Origin of the sequence: uncultured Williamsia sp. (assembly GCF_947494875.1) — a bacterium.
Taxonomy (GTDB): Bacteria; Actinomycetota; Actinomycetes; order Mycobacteriales; family Mycobacteriaceae; genus Williamsia_A.
In genome coordinates, this window is the sequence record NZ_CANLWM010000005.1 from 324585 (window position 1) to 350792 (window position 26208).

The window sequence follows — 26208 nt, forward strand, 5'->3', positions numbered from 1 at the left end:
GGAAGCATGCCCACATTCACACTGAGAGTGAACGGTCGATCCCGAACGGTCGACGTCGAATCCGACGTCCGGGTGCTGTGGGTGCTCCGGGACATCCTGGGGATCACGGGCCCGAAGTACGGCTGCGGGATCGGGGTGTGCAAGGCGTGTACGAGTCACATCAACGGTCGGGCCTTCAACCCGTGCTCGGTGCGGATCGGCGACATCACCTCGACCGACGAGATCACCACCATCGAGGGACTTCCGGCGACCGTCGGCGCCGAGCTGCATCCGATGCAGGAGGCCTGGCTCGACGCCGATGTCTCCCAGTGCGGTTACTGCCAGCCGGGTCAGATCATGGCCGCCGTCGCCGCAGTGGCCGAGGTTCGAGCACGCGGCACCGAGATCAGTGACGACGAACTCGACGAACTGCGCAACGTGTGCCGATGCGGCACCTACTTCCGCATCCGAGAGGCCATCCGCGACGGTGCCGCCCGGATGGCCGATCAGGGCTGAGCAGCGCAACTCGAGAAGAACCCTGAGCCCGTCCCGTCAAGCGGTCTGTCCACACCCCGTGGGCCCTGTGGATGGACGGATTGGCATGTGACCGCGCGGCAGTGAGGCTGCCGGACATGGACTTCGACGACCCGATCCCGCCCCTCGAGAGCGCAGAGGACCCGTTCACGTCACCCGAGGAGCTGCGGCAGCGGTGGCGCGCTCTGATGGGGCCGCTCGGCTTCTCGGAACCGCTCGTGTGGGTGGCGCCCGTCCACCCCGACCACACGCTGCACAAGGCACTGATCCAGGTGGAGCGGACGCTCGTGCCGGACTCGTACCTCGCCGACCTGCTGATGCTGCGCTTGTCGGAGCTGATCGACGGCAATGAGGACCACGTCAGCGGGTTCGCCCTGCTGCTGACACGACCCGGCAGCAACGGCGTCTCGCACTGGGACCGGGGATGGGCCCGTCTGCTCGCGAACGCTGCCCGGGTCTTCGACGTCCCGGTCGAATCGATCTTCCGCGCGAACGCGAGAGATGTCCGGGAGGTACCTCTCGTCGCGGACGAACACACCGCCGCCTGAGCGACCGGACGAACCAGTTGCGACCACCCTCAACTTTGATGAATCGGATCCTTACTTCGCAATACGACACTTACGGTCGCAGTGCGGACGCCGTGGGGTGTCCCGTTCGGGAAAGGATCGATCATGGGCTCTGTGGAGAACATCAACGCACTGGTCACCCTGTGGAACAGCCTCGGCGGCGCCCCGAGCGCCGGTGTCGGCGGACTCGGGCTGGGCCAGCTGCTCAGCGGTCTGTTCGGCTGAGGTTCGACCACGACGGCTCCGGATGCGTCCGGAGTCGTCGTACTGCGCGGTCACATCTGCCGGCCGACGATGTATGACTGCAAACAACATGCACAACAGCGAACCATTCATTCACGGTGGCGATCTACCGTCACCCGAGCGGGGCGTGCCCGCGACAGTTCGGGAAAGGACTTCACCATGGGATCGCTGCAACAGGTGTTCACCGTCATCGAGATCGTCAAGCTCCTTCAGAGCCTTGGTGGCCTGCTCGGAGTGTGAGGGCCGCGTCGAGCCTCGTCGCCCCCGGTCCAGAGCCGGGGGCGACGTGTGTCCACGGATATCGGTATGACCGAACCACTCGCAACGTCCACAAAATTTAACGAAACGGACACATAGTTCGTGATCTGACATTTACGGTCGCGGAGACGGGCGCACCGACGCGTCCGATTCGGGAAAGGATTCACCATGGGCTCGTCAGACCTCAGCGCACTGCTCGGACTGCTTTCGACGGGAAGCGCCGGCGGCGACACCGACCCGACCACCGGCCTCGGCGGTTTGCTGGGTGGCCTCCTCGGCGGCCTGTTCGGCTGACGTCGGTCACACGACGACGCCCCCGGAGCGCAGGCTCCGGGGGCGTCGTCGTGTCCTGGTGCGCGATACTGGGATTGAACCAGTGACCTCTTCCGTGTCAGGGAAGCGCTCTCCCACTGAGCTAATCGCGCGGGTATTGAGTTGACGATCTGGAGGCGGCGACGGGAATCGAACCCGTGTGCACGGCTTTGCAGGCCGTTGCCTCACCACTCGGCCACACCGCCACGGTGAAAATTCTTCCTCCGAGCGGATGACGGGATTCGAACCCGCGACCCTCACCTTGGCAAGGTGATGCGCTACCAGCTGCGCTACATCCGCGTGCCCGCGCTGCCTTGTGGGCCTCGCGGTGCGAAGACGAACACTATCCGAGCCCCGGACCGCTTACAAATCGCCTGGTGAGCGTTATTTCGCCGGTCGCGCCGGGATCGGGGTGCGACGGCGTCGGTGATGCGGGAACGCCCGAATCACCGTGATAGTGTTCTGCTCCGGTCGGAGCGCACCGTCGTTCCGCGCGGTCCCGTGGCTCAGTGGAAGAGCGTCCCGTTCACACCGGGGAGGTCGCTGGTTCGATCCCAGCCGGGACCACCCATCTCGACGATTCACCATCCTTGTGGCCGTACCGTCAGCGGTGTCCGATTCCGTACCCTGTGGGGACCCCCTGTTCGCCGACGCGAGGACGCCCGAGATGACCGATCAGACCGAGGCCGCGGTCACGCGTCCCCGCGAGGCCGATCCCGTCGACGAGCGCGGCAGTCTCCTGCCCGACGGCCTGCAGCGTCGTCGTCAGGCCCTCGCCAAGCGCCCCGCGCTCGACCTCGCCTACCGGATCGCCGTCGGCGTCGTGGGCACCGCCGTGCTGATCGTCGGCATCGTGCTCATCCCGTATCCCGGTCCCGGCTGGCTGATCGTGTTCGCCGGCCTCGGCATCCTCGCCACCGAGTTCACCTGGGCACACCGGCTGCTGCGATTCGCCCGCGCGAAGTACGACGCGTTCGCCGACTGGCTGAAAGTGCAGCACTGGTCGGTGCAGCTCCTGTTCGGGCTCTTCACCTTCGCGGTCGTCGTCGCCACCCTGTGGATCCTGGGCGCGCTGGAGCTCGCCGCCGGGTGGGTCGGCATCGACTGGTCCTGGTTGGCCAGCCCGCTCTTCTGACACCCGCCGACGTCGACGGCCCGAGGGCCGCCGGTCGTCGGCCGATACGATCTATCCGGCCGCCGCCGGATGGGTGTCGGCCATCCCGACATCTGCGAGGAGCCACCGCCGTGCCCGAGAACGTCCTGCCCGCATCCGTCCGCGTGCCGGCCGGGACCACGGCGGGGACCGCTCTGCGGGATGCGGGGGCGCCGAACAAGGGGCCCGACGCGATCGTCGTCGTCCGCGACGCGGACGGGAACCTCCGCGACCTGTCATGGGCACCCGACTCCGACGTCGACGTCGAGCCGGTCCGCGCCGACACCGAGGCCGGCCGTTCGGTGATCCGCCACTCCACCGCGCACGTGCTGGCCCAGGCCGTCCAGGACCTGTTCCCCGACGCGAAGCTGGGCATCGGCCCGCCCATCACCGACGGCTTCTACTACGACTTCGACGTCGCCGAGCCCTTCACGCCCGAGGACCTCGCGGCCCTCGAGAAGAAGATGAAGCAGATCATCAAGAGCGGCCAGCGGTTCTCGCGGCGCGTCTACGACTCCCTCGATGCAGCCAAGGCCGAACTCGCCGACGAGCCGTACAAGCTCGAACTCGTCGACGACAAGGGGTCCGCCGACGACCCCGAGGTGATGGAGGTCGGCGGGGGAGAGCTCACCGCCTACGACAACCTCAATCCCCGCACCGGCGAACGCATCTGGGGCGACCTGTGCCGCGGGCCGCACGTGCCGACGACCAAGTACATCCCCGCGTTCAAGGTCACCCGCAGCTCGGCCGCCTACTGGCGGGGCGACCAGGCCAACGCCGGTCTGCAGCGGATCTACGGCACGGCCTGGGAGTCGCAGGAGGCCCTCGACACCCACCTCGAGCGGCTCGCCGAGGCCGAGCGTCGCGATCACCGTCGGCTCGGTGCCGAACTCGACCTGTTCAGCTTCCCCGACGAGATCGGGTCGGGGCTCCCGGTGTTCCACCCCAAGGGCGGCATCATCCGCAAGGAGCTCGAGGACTACTCGCGCCTGCGCCACGCGCAGGCGGGCTACGAGTTCGTCTACTCACCCCACGCCACCAAGGGCTCGCTCTTCGAGCTGTCGGGCCACCTCGACTGGTACGCCGAGGGCATGTATCCGCCGATGCAGCTCGACGAGGAGCGCAACGCCGACGGGACCATCCGCAAGCCGTCGGTGGACTACTACCTCAAGCCGATGAACTGCCCGATGCACAACCTGATCTACCGCTCGCGCGGCCGGTCGTACCGGGAGCTGCCGTTGCGGCTCTTCGAGTTCGGGACGGTCTACCGCTACGAGAAGTCGGGTGTGGTCCACGGTCTCACCCGGGCCCGCGGGTTCACCCAGGACGACGCCCACATCTACTGCACCCGGGAGCAGATGGGCGACGAGGTGCGCTCGCTGCTGCAGTTCGTGCTCGACCTGCTGCGCGACTACGGCCTCGACGACTTCTACCTCGAGCTCTCGACGCGCAACCCGGACAAGTCCATCGGGTCCGACGAGGCGTGGGCCGAGGCGACCGAGGTGCTGCGCGACGCGGCGTCGAGCTTCGGGCTCGACCTCGTCGACGACCCGGGGGGCGCGGCGTTCTACGCGCCGAAGATCTCGGTGCAGGCCCGCGACGCGATCGGTCGGACCTGGCAGATGTCGACCATCCAGGTCGACCTGATGCTGCCCGACCGCTTCGAGCTGGAGTACACGGGCACCGACGGCGCCAAGCACCGTCCGGTGATGATCCACCGCGCGCTGTTCGGGTCGATCGAGCGGTTCTTCGGTGTGCTCACCGAGCACTACGCGGGCGCGTTCCCGGCCTGGTTGTCGCCCGTGCAGGTGGTCGGGATCCCGGTGGCCGAGGACTACGTCCCGCACCTGCAGTCCGTGGTCGACGCCCTACGCGAGCACGGGATCCGGGCCGAGGTCGACGCCTCGGAGGACCGCATGCAGAAGAAGATCCGCAACCACACCACGGGTAAGGTCCCGTTCATGATGCTCGCCGGCGACCGCGATCAGCAGGCGGGCGCCGTCAGCTTCCGGTTCCGAGACGGCACCCAGGTCAACGGTGTGCCCGTGGCCGCCGCGGTCGACGCGATCGTCGAGTGGGTGCGCACCCGCCGCAACGCCTCGCCCACGGAGGCACTGTTCGAGAACCTGGCGCCGGGGTCCGCGTGAGCGAGGACTCCATCCGCGACGAGGGCGCCGGCGAACCCGACCGGTTGACCCGGCTGTGGAGTCCGCACCGGATGTCCTACATCACGGGCTCCATCAAGGCGCCGGCCGGTGGGTCCGCGGGATCGAGCCACCCGTTCATCGACATCCCGCTGATGTCGGACGAGGACGGGCTCGTCGTCGCCCGCGGCGAGAGCGTCTACTGCGTGCTCAACCTGTACCCGTACAACCCGGGTCACTCGATGATCGTCCCGTATCGGCAGGTCGCCGACCTCGAGGACCTCACGCAGGCCGAGAGCACCGAGCTCATGGCTTTCAGCCAGCGGCTCATCCGGGCTATCAAGTCGGTGTCGCGCCCGCACGCGTTCAACGTCGGGCTGAACCTCGGTGCCGCGGCGGGCGGGTCACTGGCCGAGCACCTGCACATGCACGTGGTGCCGCGGTGGGGTGGCGACGCCAACTTCATCACCGTGATCGGCGAGACCAAGGTGATGCCACAGCTGCTCCGGGACACGCGCAGCCTGCTCGCGCAGGCGTGGATCGACGTCGGGGACTGACATGGCCCGATTTTTGAGCATCCGCGGTCGCGCGGGGATGAGCAAGATCAACGTCCCGGTCGCGCGGGTGTTGCTGAAAGCCGGTCTCACACCCGATTCGATGACCGTGATCGGCACCGTCGCGTCGGTCGCCTCGGCGGTCGCCTTGTTCCCGACCGGTCACCTCTTCATCGGTGCGTTGCTCATCTGGCTGTTCGTCATGTTCGACATGATCGACGGCGCGATGGCCCGGGAACGCGGTGGCGGAACGCGGTTCGGAGCCGTGCTCGACGCGACCTGCGACCGTATCGCCGACGGCGCGATCTTCGCGGCGCTCGGCTGGTGGTCGGTGGTGCACACCGACCACCGCGTGCTGTTCGTCGGCCTGATGGTCTGCCTGGTGACCTCGCAGGTCATCTCCTACGCCAAGGCGCGCGCGGAGGCCAGCGGTCTCGACGGCAACGGCGGACTCATCGAGCGTCCCGAGCGCCTCATCATCATCCTGGTCGGCGCCGGTCTCAGCCAGTTCGGCATGCCGTGGCTCATCCATGTCGCGGTGTGGCTCCTCGCGGTCGGCAGCGTCGTCACCGTCGGCCAACGGATGCTGTCCATCTCGCGGTCGCCGGGTGCGCGCGAGCTCCTCCCGCTCGACAGCCCGGCACCTGCGCCGTCCGGAGAGCAGGACCCGACGCGGTGAGCCTCGCCGAACGCGCCGCCGACCTCGGCTACGGCGCCGGGTGGTCGCTGGTCCGTCGCCTCCCCGAGCCCTGGGTCCGTGCGGCCTTCGACGCCGCGGGAGGTCGGGCCGGATCGAACGGTGGGCCGGAGCAGTTGCGACGCAACCTCTCCCGTGTCCTCGCGGTCGAGCCCGCCGACGTCCCCGACGAGCTCATGCGCGCCGCGACACGCTCCTACGCGCGATACTGGCGCGAGGCGTTCCGACTGCCGTCGGTGGACTTCGCGCAGGCGGCGTCCCGCGTGTACGTCGCGCCGGAGGACCTCGCCAACTTCGAGGAGGCGTACGCGCGCGGCAAGGGTGTCGTCTTCGCGCTGCCGCACAGCGGAAACTGGGACATGGCCGGCGTCTGGCTGGTGAACCGGATCGGCGGGTTCTCCACCGTCGCCGAACGACTCAAGCCGGAGTCGCTGTTCGAGCGGTTCGTCGCCTACCGCGAGAGCCTCGGGTTCGAGATCTTCCCGCTGAGCGGGGGTGAGACGCCGCCCTTCGCGTTGCTCGCCGATCGCCTCCGCGCCGGACGGGTGGTGTGCCTGCTCGCCGAACGCGACCTGGCCGAACACGGTGTGCCGGTGACGTTCTTCGGGGAACCCACCCGGATGCCCGCCGGCCCGGCCAAGCTCGCGATCGAGACCGGCGCGGCCCTGCTGCCCGTGCACCACTGGTTCACCGACACCCACGGGTCGCAGATCTCCTGCGACCCGCCCGTCGACGTCTCCGGTGGGGTGGGTCCGGCGACGCAGGCGATGGCCGACGTCTTCGCCCGCAACATCGGGGCGCACCCGCAGGACTGGCACATGCTGCAGCCGCTGTGGGAGGCCGACTGGTCGCAGCGTCGCCGCGCGCAGCTCGGCGTGACCGGTGAGGGCGAGGCGTCGTGAAGATCGGCATGATCTGCCCCTACGCGTTCGACACGCCGGGTGGCGTCCAGGCGCACGTCGTCGAGCTCGCACAGGTCTTCATCGAGCGCGGCCACACCGTCAGCGTCCTCGCGCCCGCGGGCGACGGCGTCGACCTGCCCGATTACGTCGTGTCGGTCGGTGCGGCGTTGGCCATCCCCTACAACGGCTCGGTCTCCCGCGTGGCCTTCGGGCCGGAGGCCTATCGCCGGCTGCGGACGTGGCTGCGGGACGGGCAGTTCGACGTCCTGCACGTCCACGAACCCAACGCCCCCAGCATCTCGATGCTGTCGCTGATGGTGGCGCAGGGTCCGATCGTCACGACGTTCCACACGTCCACGACGAAGTCGTTGTGGCTCAGCATCTTCCAGGGGATCCTCCGCCCGTACCACGAACGGATCGTCGGCAAGATCGCCGTCTCGGAGCTGGCCCGGCGCTGGCAGATGGAGTCGCTGGGTTCCGACGCGGTCGAGATCCCCAACGGCATCCATGTGTCGGCGTTCGCCGACGCGCGACCGCTGGACGGGTACGCCCGCCACGGCCACACGATCCTGTTCCTCGGTCGCTACGACGAGCCCCGCAAGGGGATCGACGTGCTGATGCGGGCGCTGCCGACGATCGCCGCCGCGATCCCGGACGTGCGGGTCCTCGTCGTGGGCACGGGACACGAACGCGCGCTGCGTCGCCGCGCGGGCGCACTGTCCGACCACCTCGAGTTCCTGGGGCAGGTGGACGACGCGACGAAGGCCCGCGCGCTGGCGTCCGCCGACGTGTACGTGGCACCCAACCTCGGCGGCGAGAGTTTCGGCATCGTGCTCGTCGAGGCGATGGCGTCGGGTGCGGCCGTCGTCGCCAGCGACCTCGACGCCTTCCGGCGGGTCCTCGACGACGGGCGGGCCGGACGACTGGTGCGTGCCGGAGAACCGGCCGCGCTGTCGTCGGCCGTCATCGACCTGTTCCGCGACGACGAGGCCCGCGCCGCACTGGTGGCGACCGCCCACGAGGTGGCCCTGCGGTACGACTGGTCCCGCATAGCCGACCGCATCCTGCAGGTGTACGAGACCGTGGTGGTGGGAGCCGACCCCGTGTTCGTCAGCGACTGAGCCCGTGTCCCCGATCAGGAGAACCCGCCCATGACGGTGTCCGCACTGACCATCCTCGTGACCGCGATCGTCGTCGTCGTCATCGGTGTGGGCGTGGGGTGGGTCTACAAGACGGCCAACCGGCTCGACCGTCTGCACGTCCGGGTCGACCTGGCCTGGCAGGCGCTCGACGCCGCCCTGGCGCGGCGCGCGGTCGTCGCGCGGGCGATCGGCGCCGGCCTCGGTCCCGACGGCCGGGAACTGATCGCGTCGGCCGATCGGGCGGAACGCGCCGACCGGGAGGACCGCGAGGCCGCCGAGAACACGGTGTCGGCGCAGCTGTCGCAGGTCGACCACTCCACGCTGCGCGCACAGCTCGTCTCCGAGCTCGCCGACGCCGAGACGCGCGTGATGATCTCGCGCCGCTTCTACAACGACGCCGTCCGCGACACCCTCGCGCTGCGGGGGCGTCGGCCGGTCCGATGGCTGCAGCTCGGCGGGACCGCGCGCGAGCCCCGATACCTAGAGATCGTCGAGCGCGTCTCCTCCTGAACAGTTCGTTCGACATCTCACGTGTGAGCCCCCGCACTCCGCGTGGGTGAGCGCGGTGGACGTGCGCCTAAACTCTCGATGGACACCAGCTGTACGCACTCGATGGTGCGCCGGATCGGCGCACGTCAGGAGACGAAAACACGATGACCACCGTCAACGGACACGGGCCCGACGCGACCGAGGGCACCGCACCGACGGGAGCCGGCACAGCGCGCGTCAAGCGCGGCATGGCCGAGATGCTCAAGGGCGGCGTGATCATGGACGTCGTCACCCCCGAGCAGGCGAAGATCGCCGAGGACGCGGGCGCGGTCGCCGTCATGGCGCTCGAGCGGGTCCCCGCCGACATCCGCGCCGAGGGCGGCGTGTCGCGCATGAGCGACCCCGACATGATCGACGGCATCATCTCGACCGTCTCGATCCCGGTGATGGCCAAGGCGCGCATCGGTCACTTCGTCGAGGCGCAGATCCTGCAGAGCCTCGGCGTCGACTACATCGACGAGTCGGAGGTGCTGACCCCGGCCGACTACACCCACCACATCGACAAGTTCGCGTTCACCGTCCCGTTCGTGTGCGGTGCGACGAACCTCGGCGAGGCGCTGCGCCGCATCACCGAGGGCGCGGCGATGATCCGGTCGAAGGGCGAGGCCGGCACCGGCGACGTGTCGAACGCGACGACTCACATGCGGACCATCGGCGGCGAGATCCGCCGCCTCACCTCGTTGCAGCCCGAGGAGCTCTACCGGGCGGCGAAGGACCTGCAGGCGCCCTACGAGCTCGTCGCCGAGGTCGCCCGCCTGGGCCGGCTGCCGGTCACCATGTTCACCGCCGGCGGAATCGCGACCCCCGCCGACGCCGCGATGATGATGCAGCTCGGCGCCGACGGCGTCTTCGTCGGATCGGGGATCTTCAAGTCCGGCAACCCCGCCGAGCGTGCGGCGGCCATCGTGCAGGCGACCACCTTCCACGACGACCCCGACGTGCTCGCCAAGGTCTCGCGCGGTCTCGGCGAGGCGATGGTCGGGATCAACGTCGAGCAGGTGCCGCAGCCGCACCGGCTCGCCGAGCGCGGCTGGTAGGAGTTGCGGATGGGTCGGGGGACCACACGCGCATCGAGGTCGGTTCGTCCGGGGCCGGCCTCGCGGTGAGCGCCGCGCCGATCCGCGACGCGACCGTCGCCGGAATCCAGCACCGCGGTGATCTCGACCTGCTGTGGTCGGCCGTCAGCGACGTCGGGTTGGTCCGTGAGACGAACGAGGACGCAGCCCTGGTGTCCGACGGTCGGTTCCTCCTCGCCGACGGCATGGGCGGACACGACCGCGGCGAGGTGGCCAGCGAGAACGCGCTGACGGCACTCGGCGAGGTGGAACTCGGCGAGATGGCCGCCACGCGTGACGGGGTGGTCGCAGCCCTCGACGCCGCGCAGGAGACGATCGCCGAGATCTCCTCCCGCAACGGTCGACGCGCGGGCACCACCGTCACCGGCGCGGTCCTCGTCACCTACGAGGACACCGACCAGTGGTTGGTGCTCAACATCGGCGACTCGCGGACCTACCGCTGGTCCGAGGGTGCCCTCGACCAGGTGACCGCGGACCACTCGCAGGTGCAGGAACTCGTCGACGCCGGGTACCTGACACCCGAGCAGGCCCGCGTCGACCCCCGACGCAACGTCATCACCCGCGCCCTGGGTGCGGGGATGGACGCCGACGCCGACTTCTTCCTGTTCCCGGTGGTCCGGGGCGACATCCTGCTGGTCTGCTCCGACGGGCTGACCGGCGAGCTGCCCGACGGGGAGATCGCCGCGATCGTCGCCGAGCACGCCGGGGTCGAGAACCCCGACCCGCAGGCCTTGGCGACCGAACTCGTGCAGGCGACCCTGTCGCTGGGGGCGCGGGACAACGTCACCGTCGTCGTCGTGATGGTGCGCTGACCCACATCCGACGCCGCGGATGCGGGATCGGGGCGGCCGAGATGGGAAGATCGTCCACCGTGACGAACGATCCCCGGGCGGTGCAGGGCTGATGGCGACCATCGAAGAGATCCTCGAACTCGAGCGCATCGACGCCGACATCTACCGCGGCAAGGCGTACACGAGCCAGCTGCAGCGCACCTTCGGTGGCCAGGTGGCCGGTCAGGCGCTGGTGTCGGCCACCCACACCGTCGACGACGAGTACCGCGTGCACTCGCTGCACGGATACTTCCTGCGGCCCGGCAACCCCGACGCGCCGACGATCTTCCTCGTCGACCGCATCCGAGACGGCCGCTCGTTCTGCACCCGCCGGGTCACCGGTGTCCAGGAGGGCGAGGCGATCTTCACGATGTCGGCGTCGTTCGGCAAGCCGTCGGAGGGCCTGGTCCATCAGGACCGCATGCCGGAGGCGCCCGATCCCGAGGACCTTCCCGACGAGGCGACCACCAGGACCGAGCCGGAGCGTGCGGTGATGCGCGAGTGGGAGAACTTCGACCTGCGGATCGTGCCGCGGGACAGACTGGTCGTCCACCCCAATTTCGCTGCCCAGCAGCGGGTCTGGTTCAAATACCGCCACCCGCTTCCGGACGACCAGGTGTTCCACGTCTGCACGCTGGCATACATGAGCGACATGACCCTGCTGGGCTCGGCCCAGGCCGCGCACCCGGACGAGAACCCGCAGAGCGCCTCGCTCGACCACGCCATGTGGTTCCTGCGTCCGTTCCGCGCCGACGACTGGCTCCTCTACGACCAGACGTCGCCGTCGGCCGAGGACGGCCGCGCGTTGACACAGGGGCGCATCTTCGACCGCGCGGGCCGGATGGTCGCCGCCGTCACCCAGGAGGGACTCGCCCGGACCGGCCGCCCGATGCCCGCCGACCAGCACGCCCGGCGAGCCGGTCAGGACGCGTGACACCGCGGATCGGGGTTCTCGCGCTGCAGGGTGACGTCCGCGAGCACGTCTGGGCGCTCGCCGACGCCGGCGCGACCGGTGTCCCGATCCGACGGCCCGAGGAACTCGCCGACCTCGACGGGATCGTGCTGCCGGGCGGTGAGTCCACCACGATGAGCCGTCTGCTCGGTCTCGTCGGGTTGTTCGAGCCCCTGCGGGACGCGATCGCCGGCGGACTGCCCGCCTACGGGTCGTGCGCGGGGATGATCCTGCTGGCCTCGGAGGTGCTCGACACCCGCCCCGACGCCCGTCATCTCGACGCTCTCGACATCACCGTGCGCCGCAACGCCTTCGGCCGGCAGGTGCAGTCGTTCGAGACCGATCTCCTCATGACCGGGCTGGAGGACGGACCCGTGCGGGCGGTGTTCATCCGGGCGCCGTGGGTGGAGGACACAGGCGCGGGGGTCGAGGTCCTCGCGCGTGTCCCGGACGGCCCCGCGGCCGGTCGCGTGGTCGCGGTCCGGCAGGGGACGGTGCTCGCGACGTCGTTCCATCCCGAGGTCACCGGCGACCACCGGGTGCACCGGCTGTTCGTCGACATGGTCTCGGCGGACGTCTGAGGGCCGATGACGTGCGGGTAGACTCGGCCCGCTGAGGACGAGCGTGCGCGCATCCCCGGTCGGCGGACGAATCGGAGTCCGGTGACGTCGCGGCGGGTGCGAGGAAAGGGGCATGTGCGATGAGCGGCCACTCCAAATGGGCCACCACCAAGCACAAGAAGGCGGTGATCGACGCCAAGCGCGGCAAGATGTTCGCCAAGCTGATCAAGAACATCGAGGTCGCCGCGCGGACCGGCGGTGGTGACCCGGCCGGCAACCCGACGCTCTACGACGCCATCCAGAAGGCGAAGAAGTCGTCGGTCCCCAACGACAACATCGAGCGCGCCCGCAAGCGCGGTGGTGGGGAAGAGGGCGGTGGGGCCGACTGGCAGACCATCACCTACGAGGGCTACGGCCCGAACGGTGTCGCGATCCTCATCGAGTGCCTCACCGACAACCGCAACCGCGCCGCCGGTGAGGTGCGCACGGCCATGACCCGCAATGGCGGCACCATGGCCGATCCCGGTTCGGTCGCCTACCTGTTCACCCGCAAGGGTGTGGTCACCCTGGAGAAGAACGGCCAGAGCGAGGACGACGTCCTCACCGCCGTCCTCGACGCCGGTGCCGAGGAGATCACCGATCTCGGTGACGCCTTCGAGATCCTCAGCGAGCCCACCGATCTCGTCGCGGTCCGCAGCGCGCTGCAGGACGCCGGGATGGACTACGACTCGGCCGAGGCCAGCTTCCGTGCGTCGGTGGAGGTCCCCGTCGACGCCGAGGGCGCCCGCAAGGTGTTCAAGCTGATCGACGCGCTCGAGGACTGCGACGACGTGCAGGAGGTCTACTCCAACGTCGACGTCTCCGACGACGTCCTCGCCGAGATCGACGCCTGAGGGGTCCTCACGCCACCCGTACCGCGGGGCGGTCGGGGTGATCCCACCGGACCTCGATGTCGGCCGGTCCGGTTTCGTCTTCGTGCGCGAGCAGCGGTGCGATCGTCCAGTGCCCGTCCTCGGGGGTGCGCCTCCGTAGTGCGCCCGCCGTCATGCGCAGCGCCACCGTGAGGTCGATGTCGAGCGCGCTGCCGACCAGCATCGGGCCCGCGAGCAGCACGACCTGGTCGGGGCCGGCGGGGCTGGGCACGTCCCGGAACGAGCGGTCGCGCTGCGGATCCCACAGGCGCGGGAGCCATTCGCCCGTGGACCGCAGGCCGTCGATCACCTCCCGTCCGATCGCCGCGAGGTCGAACCAAACGGTGCGATAGCTCTCGGCGTCGGTGCGGCCCCACTCCATCCGCGTCGACGCGGGACGCAACCAGTGGTGGAGGTCGACGACGTCGGCGGCACGACCGCCGACGCGCAGCCGCAGCGCGATCGTCTCGGCGAGCGCGACGGGGTCCGCCGCGTCGGGACCGTCGACCGCGACCACCCGTCGTCCGGGCAGTTCGTCCACGGCGTCCACACACGCCTCGACGAGGCCGTCGGGACTGAGGGGTCGGTATCGCATCGCCGTCCATCCTCCCGCGGCCCGAGGACTCGCCGTGTCGATCCCCGGCGGTGACGGGCCGGCTGGATAGGATCTCGAACAACTGTTCGTCTCGATCCGGAGGTCTCGGTGTGCGCGTGATGGGTGTCGACCCCGGGCTGACGCGGTGCGGCATCGCGCTGGTGGAGTCCGGCGCGGGTCGAGCGGTCACCGCCCTCGACGTGGACGTGGTGCGCACGCCCTCCTCGATGGACCTCGCCGAGCGGCTGCTCGCGGTCCACACCGCGGCCTGCCACTGGCTCGACACCCACCATCCCGACGTCGTCGCCGTCGAGCGCGTGTTCGCGCAGAACCAGGTGAGCACGGCCATGGGGACGGCCCAGGCGGGCGGCGTGATCGCACTCGCCGCCGCCCAACGCGGCATCCCCGTGCGTTTCCACACCCCCAGCGAGGTGAAGGCGGCCGTCACCGGTAGTGGTCGCGCGGACAAGGCGCAGGTCACCGCGATGGTGACGCGCATCCTGGGTATGCAGACGAAGCCGAAGCCCGCGGATGCCGCCGACGCGCTGGCCCTCGCCATCTGTCACTGCTGGCGGGGCCCGATGGCCGAGCGCCTCGCCGCCGCGCAGGCGCGGGCGGTCGGTGCGGGTGCAACGCGGACGTCGTGGGTGCAGCCGTGATCGCCTCACTGCGCGGGCCGGTGATCCACATCGCCCTCGACCACCTCGTCATCGAGTGCGCCGGCGTCGGGTACCGCGTGCTGGCCACCCCGTCGACCCTCGCGAGCGTCCAGCGCGGGGCCGAGACCACACTGCTCACGGCGATGATCGTCCGCGAGGACTCGATGACCCTCTACGGGTTCACCGAACCCGACGCCCGCGACCTGTTCGCGCTGCTGCAGACGGTCACCGGTGTCGGGCCGCGGCTGGCGATGGCGACGCTGGCGGTCCTCGAACCGTCGGCACTGCGTGCGGCCCTCGCCGACTCCGACGTGAAGGCCCTGTGCACGGTCCCCGGAGTCGGCAAGCGGGTCGCCGAACGGCTCGTCGTGGAACTGCGCGACAAGGTCGACCGCCCGCAGTCCGTTGCGACGGACTCCGGGGGGATCGGTCTGGCCGCCTCGATGAGCGTGCGCGACCAGGTCGTCGAGGCCCTGGTCGGACTCGGATTCCCCGTGCCGGCCGCCGAGAAGGCCGTGACCGCGGTGCTCGCCGACGACCCCGACGCCGACTCCGCCCGCGCCCTGCGCGCCGGTCTCGCGCTGCTCGGGAAGACGACGCGATGAGCGACGGGTACGACCCGGAACCCGACGAGACCGACCGCGCGGTGAGTCCGTTCACGGTCGCCTCCGACGGCGACCTCGACGCGGGCCTGCGCCCGAAGTCGTTGGCCGACTTCATCGGTCAGCCGCGGGTGTGCGAGCAGCTCGAGCTGGTGCTCGCCGGCGCCCGCGGCCGTGGCGGCACCCCCGACCACATCCTGCTGTCGGGCCCACCGGGCCTCGGCAAGACGTCGCTGGCGATGATCATCGCAGGGGAGATGGGCTCGGCGATCCGGGTGACGTCGGGCCCGGCGCTCGAACGTGCCGGTGACCTGGCCGCCATGCTGTCGAACCTCGTCGAGGGCGACGTGCTGTTCATCGACGAGATCCACCGCATCGCCCGACCGGCCGAGGAGATGCTCTACCTCGCGATGGAGGACTACCGCGTCGACGTGGTGGTGGGGAAGGGGCCGGGCGCCACCTCCATCCCGCTCGACGTCGCACCGTTCACCCTCGTCGGGGCGACCACCCGCTCCGGGTCGCTGACGGGACCGCTGCGCGACCGGTTCGGGTTCACCGCGCACATGGAGTTCTACGAGCCGTCGGAATTGGTCCGGGTGCTCGTGCGGTCGGCCGGGATCCTCGGTGTCCGGATGGCGCCCGATGCGGCGGTCGAGATCGCCGGTCGGTCCCGTGGGACGCCGCGCATCGCGAACCGACTGCTGCGACGTGTGCGGGACTACGCCGAGGTCCGCGGCGACGGCACCGTGACCCTCGCGGTCGCCCGAGCCGCGCTCGCGGTCTACGACGTCGACGAGCTGGGCTTCGACCGTCTCGACCGCGCCGTCCTCGACGCGCTCGTCCGAGGTTTCGGCGGGGGACCGGTGGGCGTCTCGACGCTGGCTGTGGCGGTCGGGGAGGAACCGACGACCGTCGAGGAGGTGTGCGAGCCGTTCCTCGTGCGCGCCGGGATGATCGCCCGAACCCCCCGCGGCCGGGTCGCGACCGCGGCCGCGTGGCATCACCTCGATCTCACCCCGCCCGCCGGGGCGATGACCGGCGCCTACGGCGTGCGGACCCGTGATCTGCAGAGCGAGGCCCTGTTCGACCCCGACGACGACCCCGTGGTCTGATCAACACCTCCCGCGACGGCCCGGTGCCCGGAACGTCCGATTCTTGCGTGGGGTGGCACACTGGATGTCGTCCCGGCACGCTGCGGCGTCGCCCACCCGAGTTCGTCGCGAGGTTCGTCACCCCATGGAATTCCTCTTCCCGGTCATCCTGATCGTCCTGGTCGGCTTCATGCTGCTCACCGCACGCCGCCAGAAGAAGGCGCAGGCGCAGACCCAGCAGATGCAGGACTCGCTGTCGGTCGGCGACCGCGTGCAGACCACCTCGGGCGTGTACGGCACGGTGACCGGCGTCGACGACGGTGTCGTCGACCTGGAGCTGGCCACCGGTTACGTCACCCGCTGGAACCGTCTGGCCGTCCGGGAGGTCGTCCACGCCGACGACCTCGCCGCGTCCTACCCGGGTGCGCCCGTGTCGGGCCCCGCCAGCGACGACACCGAGGGCGGCAGCATCGACGCCGACCACACCGTCGCCCTGGAGAAGGACTCCGAGCGGGAGCGCTGACCGGAACGTCGCGTCGCTGCGCACCCCGGCGGTCGTCTCACGACGACGGCCGGTGATGGTGTGCCCGGGCGCCACGTAGCCTGTCTGCGGACCGTCGGCACCCCGACGGCGTCCCCCCGCTTCACCGAGGAGTCGTTGCACTCGTGGCACCGTCCAAACGCGAGACCCCGCCCCTGGTCATCGTGGGCGCATTCATGCTGCTCATAGTCATCGTCTATGTCCTCGTGTTCTTCACGGGCGGCGGAGGCGCGAAGCCCAAGCTCGGCATCGACCTGCAGGGCGGCACACGGGTCACCCTGACCGCGCGCACCCCGGACGGCGCCGCGCCGGCGAAGGACCAGCTCGACCGCGCGAAGCAGATCATCGAGCAGCGCGTCAACGGCCTCGGCGTCTCCGGGTCCGAGGTCATCATCGACGGCAGCAACCTCGTCATCACCGTGCCGGGCACCGACGGTCGTCAGGCTCGGACCCTCGGCCAGACGGCACGCCTGTACGTGCGGCCCGTGGTCGACGTGAAGGCCGCGACACCGATGCAGCCCGTGCAGCAGCCGGCGGGGGAGACCAACGCCGCGGCGATCGCCGCCGCGAAGGCGGCGCGGCAGGCGCCGGCGAACGCGAACACCACGCAGCTCGAGGCGCAGATGGCGAAGACCAACTGCAACCCGGGGAGCGCGGACCCGCTGCAGGGCAACGACGACCCGAGCCAGTACCTCGTCGCCTGCTCGCAGGACGGTGCGCAGGTCTACCTGCTCGGACCGGAGATCATCGACGGCCGCGACATCGCGAGCGCGACCGCCACGACCACGCAGCAGAGCGGCGCGTGGATCGTGCAGGTCGGGTTCAAGGGCGCGGCACAGAGCTTCTGGCCCAAGTACACCGGTGAGAACGTCGGCAAGCAGACCGCGTTCACCCTCGACTCCAAGGTCGTGAGCGCCCCGCAGATCCAGGGTGCGATCACCTCGCCGACCACCGAGATCAGCGGCAACTTCAGCCAGACCACGGCCAACGACCTGGCGAACGTCCTCAAGTACGGCTCGCTGCCGCTGTCGTTCAAGTCCTCCGACGCCGAGACCGTCTCGGCGACACTGGGACTCGCATCTCTGCGGGCCGGCCTGATCGCCGGCGCCATCGGTCTCGTCGCGGTGCTGGTCTACGCGTTGCTCTACTACCGGATGCTCGGGTTCCTGACGATGCTGTCGCTGATCGCCTCCGGTGTGATGGTGTACGGCATCCTCGTGCTGCTCGGCCGGTGGATCAACTTCACCCTCGACCTCTCGGGCATCGCCGGCCTCATCATCGGCATCGGCATGACCGCGGACTCGTTCGTCGTCTACTTCGAACGAATAAAGGACGAGATGCGTGAGGGGAGGAGTTTCCGATCCGCTGTGCCGCGCGGCTGGGCACGCGCGCGGCGCACCATCTGGTCGGGCAACGCGGTCAGCTTCATCGCCGCCGCCGCGATCTACTTCCTCGCGATCGGCGAGGTGCGCGGGTTCGCGTTCACGCTCGGACTGACGACGATCCTCGACATCGTGGTCGTCTTCCTGGTCACCCACCCGCTGGTGGTGCTGGCCAGCCGGTCCTCGTTCCTGTCGAAGCCGTCGGTCAACGGTCTCGGGGCCGTCACCCAGGTCGCCCGTGAACGTCGCGCCGCGGCGACGGGCACCGCGAAGAAGGAAGAGGCGGTCCGATGAGCCGGGACACCGACACCGACGTCGTCATCGACGACGACGCCACCGAGGCCCGCAACCGCACGGTCGCGCAGAAGCACTCGTTGCTGTCGCGGCTGTACACCGGCACCGGTGCCTTCGAGGTCGTCGGCCGGCGACGGATGTGGTTCTCCATCACCGCCGGCATCGTCGCGATCTGTCTGCTGTCCATCGTGTTCCGCGGGTTCACCCTCGGCATCGACTTCGAGGGCGGCACGCAGATCTCGTTCACGAACACCTCGCAGACGTCGACGTCTGCGGTGGAGAACGTCTTCTCCGATGCTCTCGGCCGTGACGCGGAGTCGGTACAGACCGCGGGGTCCGGGTCGAGTGCGACCGTGCAGGTCCGCACCTCGACGCTGACCCAGGCGGAGACCGAGAAGATCACCGCGGCGCTGGCCCAGCGGTTCGGGCCCGCGTTGACCGCCGACGACATCAACTCCTCCGACGTGAGTTCGACGTGGGGCGGCGAGGTCACCCAGAAGGCGTTGATCGCGCTCGCGGTGTTCCTCGCGATCGTGTTGGTCTACATCGCGGTGCGGTTCGACAAGGAGATGTCGGCGGCGGCGATGGCCACCATGATCTTCGACATCGTCGTCACCGCCGGCGTCTACTCGATCGTCGGTTTCGAGGTCACGCCCGCGACCGTCATCGGTCTGCTGACCATTCTCGGCTTCTCCCTCTACGACACCGTCGTCGTGTTCGACAAGGTGGAGGAGAACGTCCGCGGCGTCCTGCACACGACTCGCCGCACCTACGCCGAACAGGCGAACCTGGCGGTGAACCAGACACTCATGCGGTCGATCAACACGACGGTGATCTCGGTGCTGCCGATCATCGCCCTGATGGTGATCGCCGTCTGGCTGCTCGGTGTCGGGACGCTCAAGGACCTCGGACTGATCCAGCTGGTCGGCGTCGTGGTCGGCACGTTCTCGTCGGTGGCGTTCGCAACACCGCTGCTGGTGACGCTGAAGGAGCGCCGCAAGGACATCCGGGAGCACACGAGCCGGGTGCTCGCGCGCCGCGCCGGCTCTGATGAAACCGACGCCGTCGGCGCGCGGACGCGCACGTCGCTGTCGAAGACGTCGGTCGCCACGGCCACGGGCGACCGCCCGTCGGGCAAGCGGAACCGTCGGCGGTGACCGCCCCGCAGGTCGGAGACGCACTCGCCCGCGCACGGCAGGCGATCGCGACGCACACCCGCCTGGTGCCGGACTTCCCGGAGCCGGGAGTCCAGTTCAAGGACCTCACCCCCGTCCTCGCCGACCCGGAGGGTCTCGCCGCCGTCACCGCTGCGCTGGCGGAGGCCGCCGGTGACGCCGATCTCGTCGCCGGGATCGACGCCCGCGGCTTCCTGCTCGGCGGGGCGATCGCGCTGCACCTCGGCGTGGGTGTGGTCGCCGTGCGCAAGGCGGGCAAGCTGCCGCCGCCGGTCCACGCCGAGAGCTACGACCTCGAATACGGATCCGCCTGTCTGGAGATCCCGGCCGACGGCGTGACCCTGAGCGGGCGGCGGGTGTTCGTCGTGGACGACGTCCTGGCCACCGGCGGGACGCTGAACGCGGCGATCGCGCTGCTGTCCGCGGCCGGCGCCGACGTCCACGCCGCCGCCGTCGTCATGGAGATCGAGGGTCTGCCGGGCCGCGACGCGGTCCGTGCGGCGCATCCCGACCTCGTGCTGACGGGTCTCACCACCGGGTGAGGACTACGATCGGCTGACGAGGAGGTGTAGATGGCCGACGACACCACCGCGGGTCCGCGCGACGCGTCCACCGACGTCGCCCCCGACACCGGTGTGTCCGCGCCTGCCCCCCGCCTCGCGTCGGACGTCACGACCACCGCCCCGGTCAGCCCCGAGCCCGCCCCCACGGCGCCGATGCCCACCGCGGCCGAGTCCGTCGCCCAGTCATCCGGGTCGTCGGCGTCGCGACGGGTCCGCGCCCGCCTCGCCCGGCGGATGACCGCCACCCGCAGCCCGATCCGACCGGTCCTCGAACCGCTCGTCGCGCTGCACCGGGACCTGTACCCGAAGGCCGACGTGGCGCTGCTGCAGCGCGCCTACGACGTCGCCGAGCGTCACCACGACGGCCAGTTCCGCAAATCCGGTGACCCCTACATCACCCATCCGCTGGCCGTCGCGAGCATCCTCGCCGATCTCGGCATGGACACGACCACCCTCGTCGCAGCGTTGCTGCACGACACCGTCGAGGACACCGGCTACAGCCTCGACGCGCTCGCCGCCGACTTCGGCGACGAGGTGGCGCACCTCGTCGACGGTGTCACCAAGCTCGACAAGGTCGCTCTCGGGCACGCCGCCGAGGCCGAGACGATCCGCAAGATGATCATCGCGATGGCCCGCGACCCGCGGGTGCTGGTCATCAAGGTCGCCGACCGCCTGCACAACATGCGCACCATGCGGTTCCTGCCGCCGGAGAAGCAGGCCCGCAAGGCCCGCGAGACCCTCGAGGTGATCGCGCCGCTCGCGCACCGACTCGGGATGGCCACGGTCAAGTGGGAGCTCGAGGACCTGGCTTTCGCGATCCTGCACCCCAAGCGGTACGAGGAGATCGTCCGGCTCGTCGCCGACCGTGCCCCGTCGCGGGACACCTACCTCGCGAAGGTCCGCACCGAGATCACGGCGTCGCTCAACGCCGCCCGCATCACGGCGACCGTCGAGGGCCGACCGAAGCACTACTGGTCGATCTACCAGAAGATGATCGTCAAGGGCCGCGAGTTCGACGACATCCACGATCTCGTCGGCATGCGCATCCTGTGCGACCAGATCCGCGACTGCTACGCCGCGGTCGGTGTGGTGCACTCGCTGTGGCAGCCGATGGCCGGACGGTTCAAGGACTACATCGCGCAGCCGAGATTCGGTGTGTACCAGTCGCTGCACACCACGGTGGTCGGACCGGAGGGCAAGCCCCTCGAGGTGCAGATCCGCACCCGCGACATGCACCGCACGGCCGAGTTCGGCATCGCGGCGCACTGGCGCTACAAGGAGACCCGGGGGCGCAACGGCGCCAAGCACGGCGACGACGCCGCCGAGATCGACGACATGGCGTGGATGCGGCAGCTGCTCGACTGGCAGCGCGAGGCCGCCGATCCCGGTGAGTTCCTCGAGTCGCTGCGCTACGACCTCGCGGTCAAGGAGATCTTCGTTTTCACCCCCAAGGGCGACGTCATCACACTGCCCGCGGGATCCACCCCCGTCGACTTCGCCTACGCCGTCCACACCGAGGTCGGCCACCGCTGCATCGGCGCCCGGGTGAACGGTCGTCTCGTCGCTCTCGAGCGGACCCTGGAGAACGGTGAGGTCGTCGAGGTCTTCACCTCCAAGGCGCCCAACGCCGGACCGTCGCGGGACTGGCAGGGCTTCGTGGTGTCGCCGCGGGCCAAGGCCAAGATCCGGCAGTGGTTCGCCAAGGAGCGCCGCGAGGAGGCCCTCGAGGCGGGCAAGGACGCGATCGCGAAGGAGGTCCGTCGCGGCGGACTCCCGTTGCAGCGGTTGATGAACGGTGAGTCGATGGCCGCGATCGCCGCGGAGCTCCGCTACGGCGACGTGTCCGCGCTGTACACGGCGATCGGGGAGGGACACGTCTCCGCTCGCCACGTCGTCGGTCGCCTCGTCGCCGCGTTGGGCGGCGTGGACGACGCCGAGGAGGAGCTGGCCGAGCGGTCGACGCCGTCGACGATGCCGACGCGCCCCCGCCAGACCGGCGACGCCGGCGTCGTGGTGCCCGGTGCCGACGGTGTCCTCGCCAAGCTCGCCAAGTGCTGCACGCCCGTGCCCGGTGACGAGATCCTCGGCTTCGTCACCCGCGGTGGCGGCATCAGCGTGCACCGCACGGACTGCACGAACGCCGATGCGCTGCAACAGCAGTCGGAACGCATCATCGAGGTGAAGTGGGCGCCGTCACCGTCGTCGGTGTTCCTCGTCGCGATCCAGGTGGAGGCACTCGACCGGTCGCGACTGCTGTCCGACGTGACGCGCGTCCTCGCCGACGAGCGTGTCAACATCCTGTCGGCGTCGGTGAACACCAGCCGCGACCGCGTGGCCATCAGCAAGTTCACCTTCGAGATGGGCGACCCCAAACACCTCGGCCACGTCCTCAACGTGGTCCGCAACGTCGAGGGCGTCTACGACGTCTACCGGGTGACCTCGGCCTCCTGAGGCACACACGTCGACCGGCGCCGACACCCGCCGAGTGTGCAGCAGATCCGCGCGAACGTGCACACGATCACGTCGAGCCGAGCCGGCGTGAACTCTCGGCGGGATCCGCTGCACGATCGGCGGGATCTGGTGCACGGTCGAGGATTTGGGCGCGGCGTTCTGACGCCTCCGGCTCAGTGGTGAGGGCCGGATCAGCTGACGGTGGCCTTCTCGATCGTCGTGGTCAGCTTCGGGGTGCCGTCGCCCGGCGTGGGGGCGTAGGTCACCGCGCCGGTGTTCGGGTCCTGCTGCGGGCGGATGGACGGGGTGATGCCGCCCTTCGAGATCTTGTCCAGGACCGGCAGGCCGGACGGGTCGATCGACCCGACGACGCTGTAGTTCGGGGGGAGCTGGCTGTCGTTGATCGCGATGAACAGCTGCGACGAGCCGGTGTTCTGGCCCTGCGCCTGTCCACCCTGACCGGTCTGATAGCTGTTCGCGATCGCCACCGTCCCGCGTGGGTAGACGACCGAGCTCGGCACGCCGAGCGCGGCGAGCTGCGGGTCCTGGGGGATCACCTTCAGGTTCGTCGGGAACTCGTCCGGGCTCGACCATCCGGGCCCCCCGGCGCCGGTGCCCGTCGGGTCGCCGCACTGCAGGACCGCGATCTTGCCCGCGCCACCCTCGGTGAGGCGGTGGCAGGTGGTGCCGTTGTAGTACCCGTCCTTGATCAGGGACACGACCGCGCCGACGTTGCACGGCGCCTCCGACCGCTTCAGCGTGATCGGCAACGTGCCCTGCGTGGTGTCCAGTGTCGCCTGCAGGTCACCCTTCTTCAGCTGACGGTCCGCGGGGATCGGCGCGGTGCGCTGCTTGGTCTTCCCGGCGACGAACTCGTCGCGGTACTGCTCGGCGAGCGTGCGCTGCTCGGGGCTCAGGTTCGGCGGGATCTGCGGGGAACTGTTGAAGGGGTTCTCCGACGCCGGGGTGGGGGTGAACTGGCACGCGGTGTAGCGGGCCTTCTCGCGGTCGTCGAGGACCTTGTTGGTGATCAGGGTCGCGCCCGTCGCCACCACCACCACGGCCACCACGATCGAGGTCGTCAGGATGATGCGCTTGCGCCGCCGGGCGGCGGCCTCCTGGGCACCGAGCTTCTGCTCGAGCTTCCGCTTGGCCTCGGCCCGCCGCTGTTCGTTCGTGAGCTGGTCGCCGCCGTCCGGGATGTCCTCGCCGGGATTCTCGGTGTTCGGCACAGCTCTCCTGACCTGGTCGATGACGGTGATCCGACGGGTCGTCGGGGCTCACGCAGCCGGTGCGGGGCACAGTCGGTGACCTGCCCGAGACGCACCGTACGGGCAGGGTCGCCGGTGTGAGTGTGCCAGGACTCCCTGTGAATCGTCCCGACCGGGTCTCGGCCACGTCACCGTTGTCCGCGGGTTTGCCATGATGGAGGTTCCGACCACGACGGGAGACGCATGCTGATCACGGGGTTCGCCGCGGGCGTGTTCGCGACGAACTGTTATGTCGTCGCCGATCGACCGGGCGCGGACGCGGTGATCATCGACCCCGGGCAGGATGCGGCCCCCACGGTGACCGAACTGCTCGACGAGCACGGGCTCACGCCGGTGGCGGTGCTGCTGACCCACGGTCACCTCGACCACACGTGGAACGCGGCCGACCTGTGCGAGCAGTACGGGATCCCCGCCTACATCCATCCCGCCGACCGCCCGATGCTGGCGGACCCGGCGGCCGGGATCGGCCCCGCGCTGTCGTCGCTGATCGGCGACCTGACGTTCGCCGAACCGGACAAGGTGGTCGAGTTCGTCGACGGGCACGCGGTGGAGCTCGCGGGCATCCGATTCGACGTCGCCGTGGCGCCCGGACACACCCAGGGCTCGGTGCTGCTCACCGTCACGGTGCCCACCGACGACGCCGAGGTGCCGGTCTGTTTCTCCGGCGACGTACTCTTTGCGGGTTCCATCGGCCGGACGGACCTGCCGGGCGGCGACCACCAGCAGCTGCTGGACAGCATCGCCACCACACTGCTCACCCGCTCCGACGACACCCAGGTGCTGCCCGGCCACGGGCCGCAGACGTCGGTGGGACGCGAGCGCGCCACCAACCCGTTCCTGGCCGACCTGCCGGGAGCCGGGCCCGACGCCGCCGCGCACCCCCGGAAAGGACGACACGGACTGTGAGCGCAGACGCGCCCGGATCGAGCCCCACCCCCACCCCCACCCCCACCCCCACCCCGTCGGCGTTCCAGGCGCCGCGCGGCGTCCCCGACTACCTCCCCCCGACGTCGGCGACGTTCCTCGCCGTCCGCGACACGCTGAGTCAGGCGGCGCGACTCGCCGGCTATTCACATGTCGAGCTGCCCGTGTTCGAGGACACCGCGCTGTTCGCCCGCGGCGTCGGCGAGTCGACCGACGTCGTGTCGAAGGAGATGTACACCTTCGCCGACCGCGGTGAGCGGTCGGTGACGCTGCGTCCGGAGGGCACCGCCGGCGTCATGCGCGCGGTGATCCAGCACGGACTCGACCGCGGACAGCTGCCCGTCAAGCTCACGTACCACGGTCCGTTCTTCCGGTACGAGAAGCCGCAGACCGGCCGGTATCGGCAGCTGCAGCAGGTGGGGGTCGAGGCGATCGGTGTCGACGACCCGGCGCTCGACGCCGAGGTGATCGCCATCGCCGACGAGGGCTACCGCCGACTCGGACTGACCGGTTACCGCCTCGAACTGACCTCGCTGGGCGACGACACCTGTCGCCCGCAGTACCGGGAGACGTTGCAGCAGTTCCTGTTCGGTCTCGATCTGGACGACGAGACGCGGCGTCGCGCGGAGATAAACCCGCTGCGTGTCCTCGACGACAAGCGGCCGGAGATCCGGGCCGCGACCGCCGACGCGCCGCTGATGCTCGACCACCTGTCGGACTCGGTCGCCGAGCACTTCGCCGCGGTCCGACGGCACCTCGACGCCCTCGGCGTCCGCTACGAGATCAACCCGCGCCTGGTCCGCGGCCTCGACTACTACACGAAGACGACCTTCGAGTTCGTCCACGACGGTCTCGGCGCGCAGTCGGGCATCGGCGGCGGTGGCCGCTACGACGGCCTCATGCGTCACCTCGGAGGCAAGCAGGAGCTGTCGGGCATCGGGTACGGACTCGGCGTCGACCGTACGGTCCTCGCGCTGGAGGCCGAGCAGCTCACGGCCACCACGGGTGGTCGGTGCACGGTGTTCGGTGTCCCGATGGGCGACGCGGCCCGCGACCGGATGGTGGCGCTGGCCGGTGAGTTCCGCGCCCGCGGCGTCGCCGTCGACATCGCCTACGGCGGACGGGGACTCAAGGGTGCGATGAAGGCCGCCGACCGCTCCGGGGCCCGCTGGGCGCTGGTCCTCGGCGACCGCGAGCTCGAGTCGGGTCAGGTGGAGGTCAAGGACCTGACCGACGGATCCCAGCGCACCGCCGCGCTCGACGCCGTCGTCGGCGAGATCGTCGCGTCGGCGGGCTGA

The 26208-nt window shown here is 70.0% G+C and carries 26 protein-coding genes, 4 tRNA genes and 1 pseudogene; 26 read left to right on the plus strand and 5 right to left on the minus strand.

Annotated elements, in window-relative coordinates:
- Positions 1-6 precede the first annotated feature (6 nt).
- The 3 genes from Q1A98_RS13850 (at position 7) to Q1A98_RS13860 (ending at position 1874) form a co-directional block, all read left to right on the plus strand.
- Positions 7-495: a 2Fe-2S iron-sulfur cluster-binding protein gene (locus Q1A98_RS13850; protein WP_299574489.1), complete on the plus strand. Its 489-nt coding sequence runs from the start codon at positions 7-9 to the stop codon at positions 493-495.
- Positions 496-611: 116 nt separating this feature from the next.
- The gene (locus Q1A98_RS13855; protein WP_299574491.1) at positions 612-1061 is read left to right on the plus strand and encodes a hypothetical protein; all 450 of its coding nucleotides are present in this window, start codon (positions 612-614) and stop codon (positions 1059-1061) included.
- Positions 1062-1748: 687 nt separating this feature from the next.
- Positions 1749-1874, plus strand: coding sequence for a hypothetical protein (locus Q1A98_RS13860; RefSeq protein WP_299574492.1), 126 nt, complete (start codon positions 1749-1751; stop codon positions 1872-1874).
- A gap of 56 nt (positions 1875-1930) precedes the next feature.
- Here Q1A98_RS13860 and Q1A98_RS13865 read toward each other — a convergent pair.
- The 3 genes from Q1A98_RS13865 to Q1A98_RS13875 all read right to left on the minus strand — a co-directional run bounded on the left by Q1A98_RS13865 (position 1931) and on the right by Q1A98_RS13875 (position 2192).
- Positions 1931-2005 (minus strand) — tRNA-Val (locus Q1A98_RS13865).
- A gap of 19 nt (positions 2006-2024) precedes the next feature.
- Positions 2025-2098, minus strand: a tRNA-Cys gene (locus Q1A98_RS13870).
- 21 nt (positions 2099-2119) lie between these two features.
- Positions 2120-2192: transfer RNA gene (locus Q1A98_RS13875), tRNA-Gly, on the minus strand.
- A 195-nt stretch (positions 2193-2387) separates the two neighbouring features.
- On the opposite strand from Q1A98_RS13875, the gene Q1A98_RS13880 reads away from it, so the two are divergent.
- From Q1A98_RS13880 to Q1A98_RS13940, 13 genes and pseudogenes are all read left to right on the plus strand, one after another.
- Positions 2388-2459: transfer RNA gene (locus Q1A98_RS13880), tRNA-Val, on the plus strand.
- Positions 2460-2559: 100 nt separating this feature from the next.
- Positions 2560-3027 carry a TIGR02611 family protein gene (locus tag Q1A98_RS13885; RefSeq protein ID WP_299574493.1) on the plus strand — a complete coding sequence of 156 codons (468 nt, stop codon included), beginning with the start codon at positions 2560-2562 and terminating at the stop codon, positions 3025-3027.
- Between the two features lie 110 nt (positions 3028-3137).
- The gene (gene thrS, locus Q1A98_RS13890) at positions 3138-5192 is read left to right on the plus strand and encodes a threonine--tRNA ligase (RefSeq protein WP_299574494.1); all 2055 of its coding nucleotides are present in this window, start codon (positions 3138-3140) and stop codon (positions 5190-5192) included.
- A complete protein-coding gene (locus Q1A98_RS13895) occupies positions 5189-5746 on the plus strand; it encodes an HIT domain-containing protein (RefSeq protein ID WP_299574496.1) in 558 nt (185 codons plus the stop codon). The genes thrS and Q1A98_RS13895 overlap by 4 nt, the downstream gene beginning before the upstream one ends.
- A gap of 1 nt (position 5747) precedes the next feature.
- Positions 5748-6422: a phosphatidylinositol phosphate synthase gene (pgsA, locus tag Q1A98_RS13900; protein ID WP_299574498.1), complete on the plus strand. Its 675-nt coding sequence runs from the start codon at positions 5748-5750 to the stop codon at positions 6420-6422.
- The gene (locus Q1A98_RS13905; RefSeq protein ID WP_299574500.1) at positions 6419-7342 is read left to right on the plus strand and encodes a phosphatidylinositol mannoside acyltransferase; all 924 of its coding nucleotides are present in this window, start codon (positions 6419-6421) and stop codon (positions 7340-7342) included. Before pgsA ends, Q1A98_RS13905 begins: the two co-directional genes overlap by 4 nt.
- Positions 7339-8463: a glycosyltransferase family 4 protein gene (locus tag Q1A98_RS13910; protein WP_299574502.1), complete on the plus strand. Its 1125-nt coding sequence runs from the start codon at positions 7339-7341 to the stop codon at positions 8461-8463. The genes Q1A98_RS13905 and Q1A98_RS13910 overlap by 4 nt, the downstream gene beginning before the upstream one ends.
- Positions 8464-8493: 30 nt before the next feature.
- Positions 8494-8982 (plus strand): annotated as a pseudogene (locus Q1A98_RS13915) (exopolyphosphatase); the annotation flags it as partial.
- Between the two features lie 155 nt (positions 8983-9137).
- Positions 9138-10070: a pyridoxal 5'-phosphate synthase lyase subunit PdxS gene (pdxS, locus tag Q1A98_RS13920; RefSeq protein WP_299574503.1), complete on the plus strand. Its 933-nt coding sequence runs from the start codon at positions 9138-9140 to the stop codon at positions 10068-10070.
- Between the two features lie 65 nt (positions 10071-10135).
- Positions 10136-10921 carry a protein phosphatase 2C domain-containing protein gene (locus Q1A98_RS13925; RefSeq protein ID WP_299574504.1) on the plus strand — a complete coding sequence of 262 codons (786 nt, stop codon included), beginning with the start codon at positions 10136-10138 and terminating at the stop codon, positions 10919-10921.
- Between the two features lie 91 nt (positions 10922-11012).
- Positions 11013-11873 (plus strand): acyl-CoA thioesterase II, encoded by an 861-nt coding sequence (locus tag Q1A98_RS13930; protein ID WP_299574505.1) that lies wholly within the window; start codon positions 11013-11015, stop codon positions 11871-11873.
- Positions 11870-12472 (plus strand): pyridoxal 5'-phosphate synthase glutaminase subunit PdxT, encoded by a 603-nt coding sequence (gene pdxT, locus Q1A98_RS13935; RefSeq protein ID WP_299574506.1) that lies wholly within the window; start codon positions 11870-11872, stop codon positions 12470-12472. Before Q1A98_RS13930 ends, pdxT begins: the two co-directional genes overlap by 4 nt.
- 119 nt (positions 12473-12591) lie before the next feature.
- Positions 12592-13344: a YebC/PmpR family DNA-binding transcriptional regulator gene (locus Q1A98_RS13940; protein WP_299574508.1), complete on the plus strand. Its 753-nt coding sequence runs from the start codon at positions 12592-12594 to the stop codon at positions 13342-13344.
- A 7-nt stretch (positions 13345-13351) separates the two neighbouring features.
- Here the strand turns inward: Q1A98_RS13940 and Q1A98_RS13945 are convergent, their stop codons facing one another.
- Complete coding sequence (locus Q1A98_RS13945) at positions 13352-13957, minus strand: hypothetical protein (RefSeq protein ID WP_299574510.1); 606 nt, start codon at positions 13955-13957, stop codon at positions 13352-13354.
- Between the two features lie 110 nt (positions 13958-14067).
- On the opposite strand from Q1A98_RS13945, the gene ruvC reads away from it, so the two are divergent.
- The 8 genes from ruvC (at position 14068) to Q1A98_RS13985 (ending at position 22715) form a co-directional block, all read left to right on the plus strand.
- Positions 14068-14616, plus strand: a complete 549-nt coding sequence (gene ruvC / locus Q1A98_RS13950) for a crossover junction endodeoxyribonuclease RuvC (RefSeq protein ID WP_299574512.1) — start codon at positions 14068-14070, stop codon at positions 14614-14616.
- Positions 14613-15221 carry a Holliday junction branch migration protein RuvA gene (gene ruvA, locus Q1A98_RS13955; protein ID WP_299574705.1) on the plus strand — a complete coding sequence of 203 codons (609 nt, stop codon included), beginning with the start codon at positions 14613-14615 and terminating at the stop codon, positions 15219-15221. The genes ruvC and ruvA overlap by 4 nt, the downstream gene beginning before the upstream one ends.
- Entirely contained in the window at positions 15218-16330 is a 1113-nt protein-coding gene (gene ruvB, locus Q1A98_RS13960; protein WP_299574514.1) for a Holliday junction branch migration DNA helicase RuvB, read from the plus strand. Before ruvA ends, ruvB begins: the two co-directional genes overlap by 4 nt.
- Positions 16331-16454: 124 nt before the next feature.
- On the plus strand, positions 16455-16832 hold the full coding sequence (gene yajC / locus Q1A98_RS13965; RefSeq protein WP_299574515.1) for a preprotein translocase subunit YajC: 378 nt from the start codon (positions 16455-16457) through the stop codon (positions 16830-16832).
- Between the two features lie 194 nt (positions 16833-17026).
- Positions 17027-18526, plus strand: a complete 1500-nt coding sequence (gene secD, locus Q1A98_RS13970; RefSeq protein WP_299574707.1) for a protein translocase subunit SecD — start codon at positions 17027-17029, stop codon at positions 18524-18526.
- The gene (gene secF / locus Q1A98_RS13975) at positions 18523-19683 is read left to right on the plus strand and encodes a protein translocase subunit SecF (RefSeq protein WP_299574516.1); all 1161 of its coding nucleotides are present in this window, start codon (positions 18523-18525) and stop codon (positions 19681-19683) included. Before secD ends, secF begins: the two co-directional genes overlap by 4 nt.
- Positions 19680-20243 (plus strand): adenine phosphoribosyltransferase, encoded by a 564-nt coding sequence (locus tag Q1A98_RS13980; protein ID WP_299574518.1) that lies wholly within the window; start codon positions 19680-19682, stop codon positions 20241-20243. The genes secF and Q1A98_RS13980 overlap by 4 nt, the downstream gene beginning before the upstream one ends.
- Before the next feature lie 174 nt (positions 20244-20417).
- Positions 20418-22715 carry a bifunctional (p)ppGpp synthetase/guanosine-3',5'-bis(diphosphate) 3'-pyrophosphohydrolase gene (locus Q1A98_RS13985; protein ID WP_299574709.1) on the plus strand — a complete coding sequence of 766 codons (2298 nt, stop codon included), beginning with the start codon at positions 20418-20420 and terminating at the stop codon, positions 22713-22715.
- 191 nt (positions 22716-22906) lie between these two features.
- On the opposite strand, the gene Q1A98_RS13990 is transcribed toward Q1A98_RS13985, so the two are convergent.
- Positions 22907-23947 (minus strand): peptidylprolyl isomerase, encoded by a 1041-nt coding sequence (locus tag Q1A98_RS13990; RefSeq protein WP_299574520.1) that lies wholly within the window; start codon positions 23945-23947, stop codon positions 22907-22909.
- A gap of 222 nt (positions 23948-24169) precedes the next feature.
- Between Q1A98_RS13990 and Q1A98_RS13995 the strand changes: the two genes are divergently transcribed.
- Both Q1A98_RS13995 and hisS read left to right on the plus strand, forming a co-directional pair.
- Positions 24170-24892 (plus strand): MBL fold metallo-hydrolase, encoded by a 723-nt coding sequence (locus Q1A98_RS13995; protein WP_299574522.1) that lies wholly within the window; start codon positions 24170-24172, stop codon positions 24890-24892.
- Positions 24889-26208 carry a histidine--tRNA ligase gene (gene hisS, locus Q1A98_RS14000; RefSeq protein WP_299574524.1) on the plus strand — a complete coding sequence of 440 codons (1320 nt, stop codon included), beginning with the start codon at positions 24889-24891 and terminating at the stop codon, positions 26206-26208. The genes Q1A98_RS13995 and hisS overlap by 4 nt, the downstream gene beginning before the upstream one ends.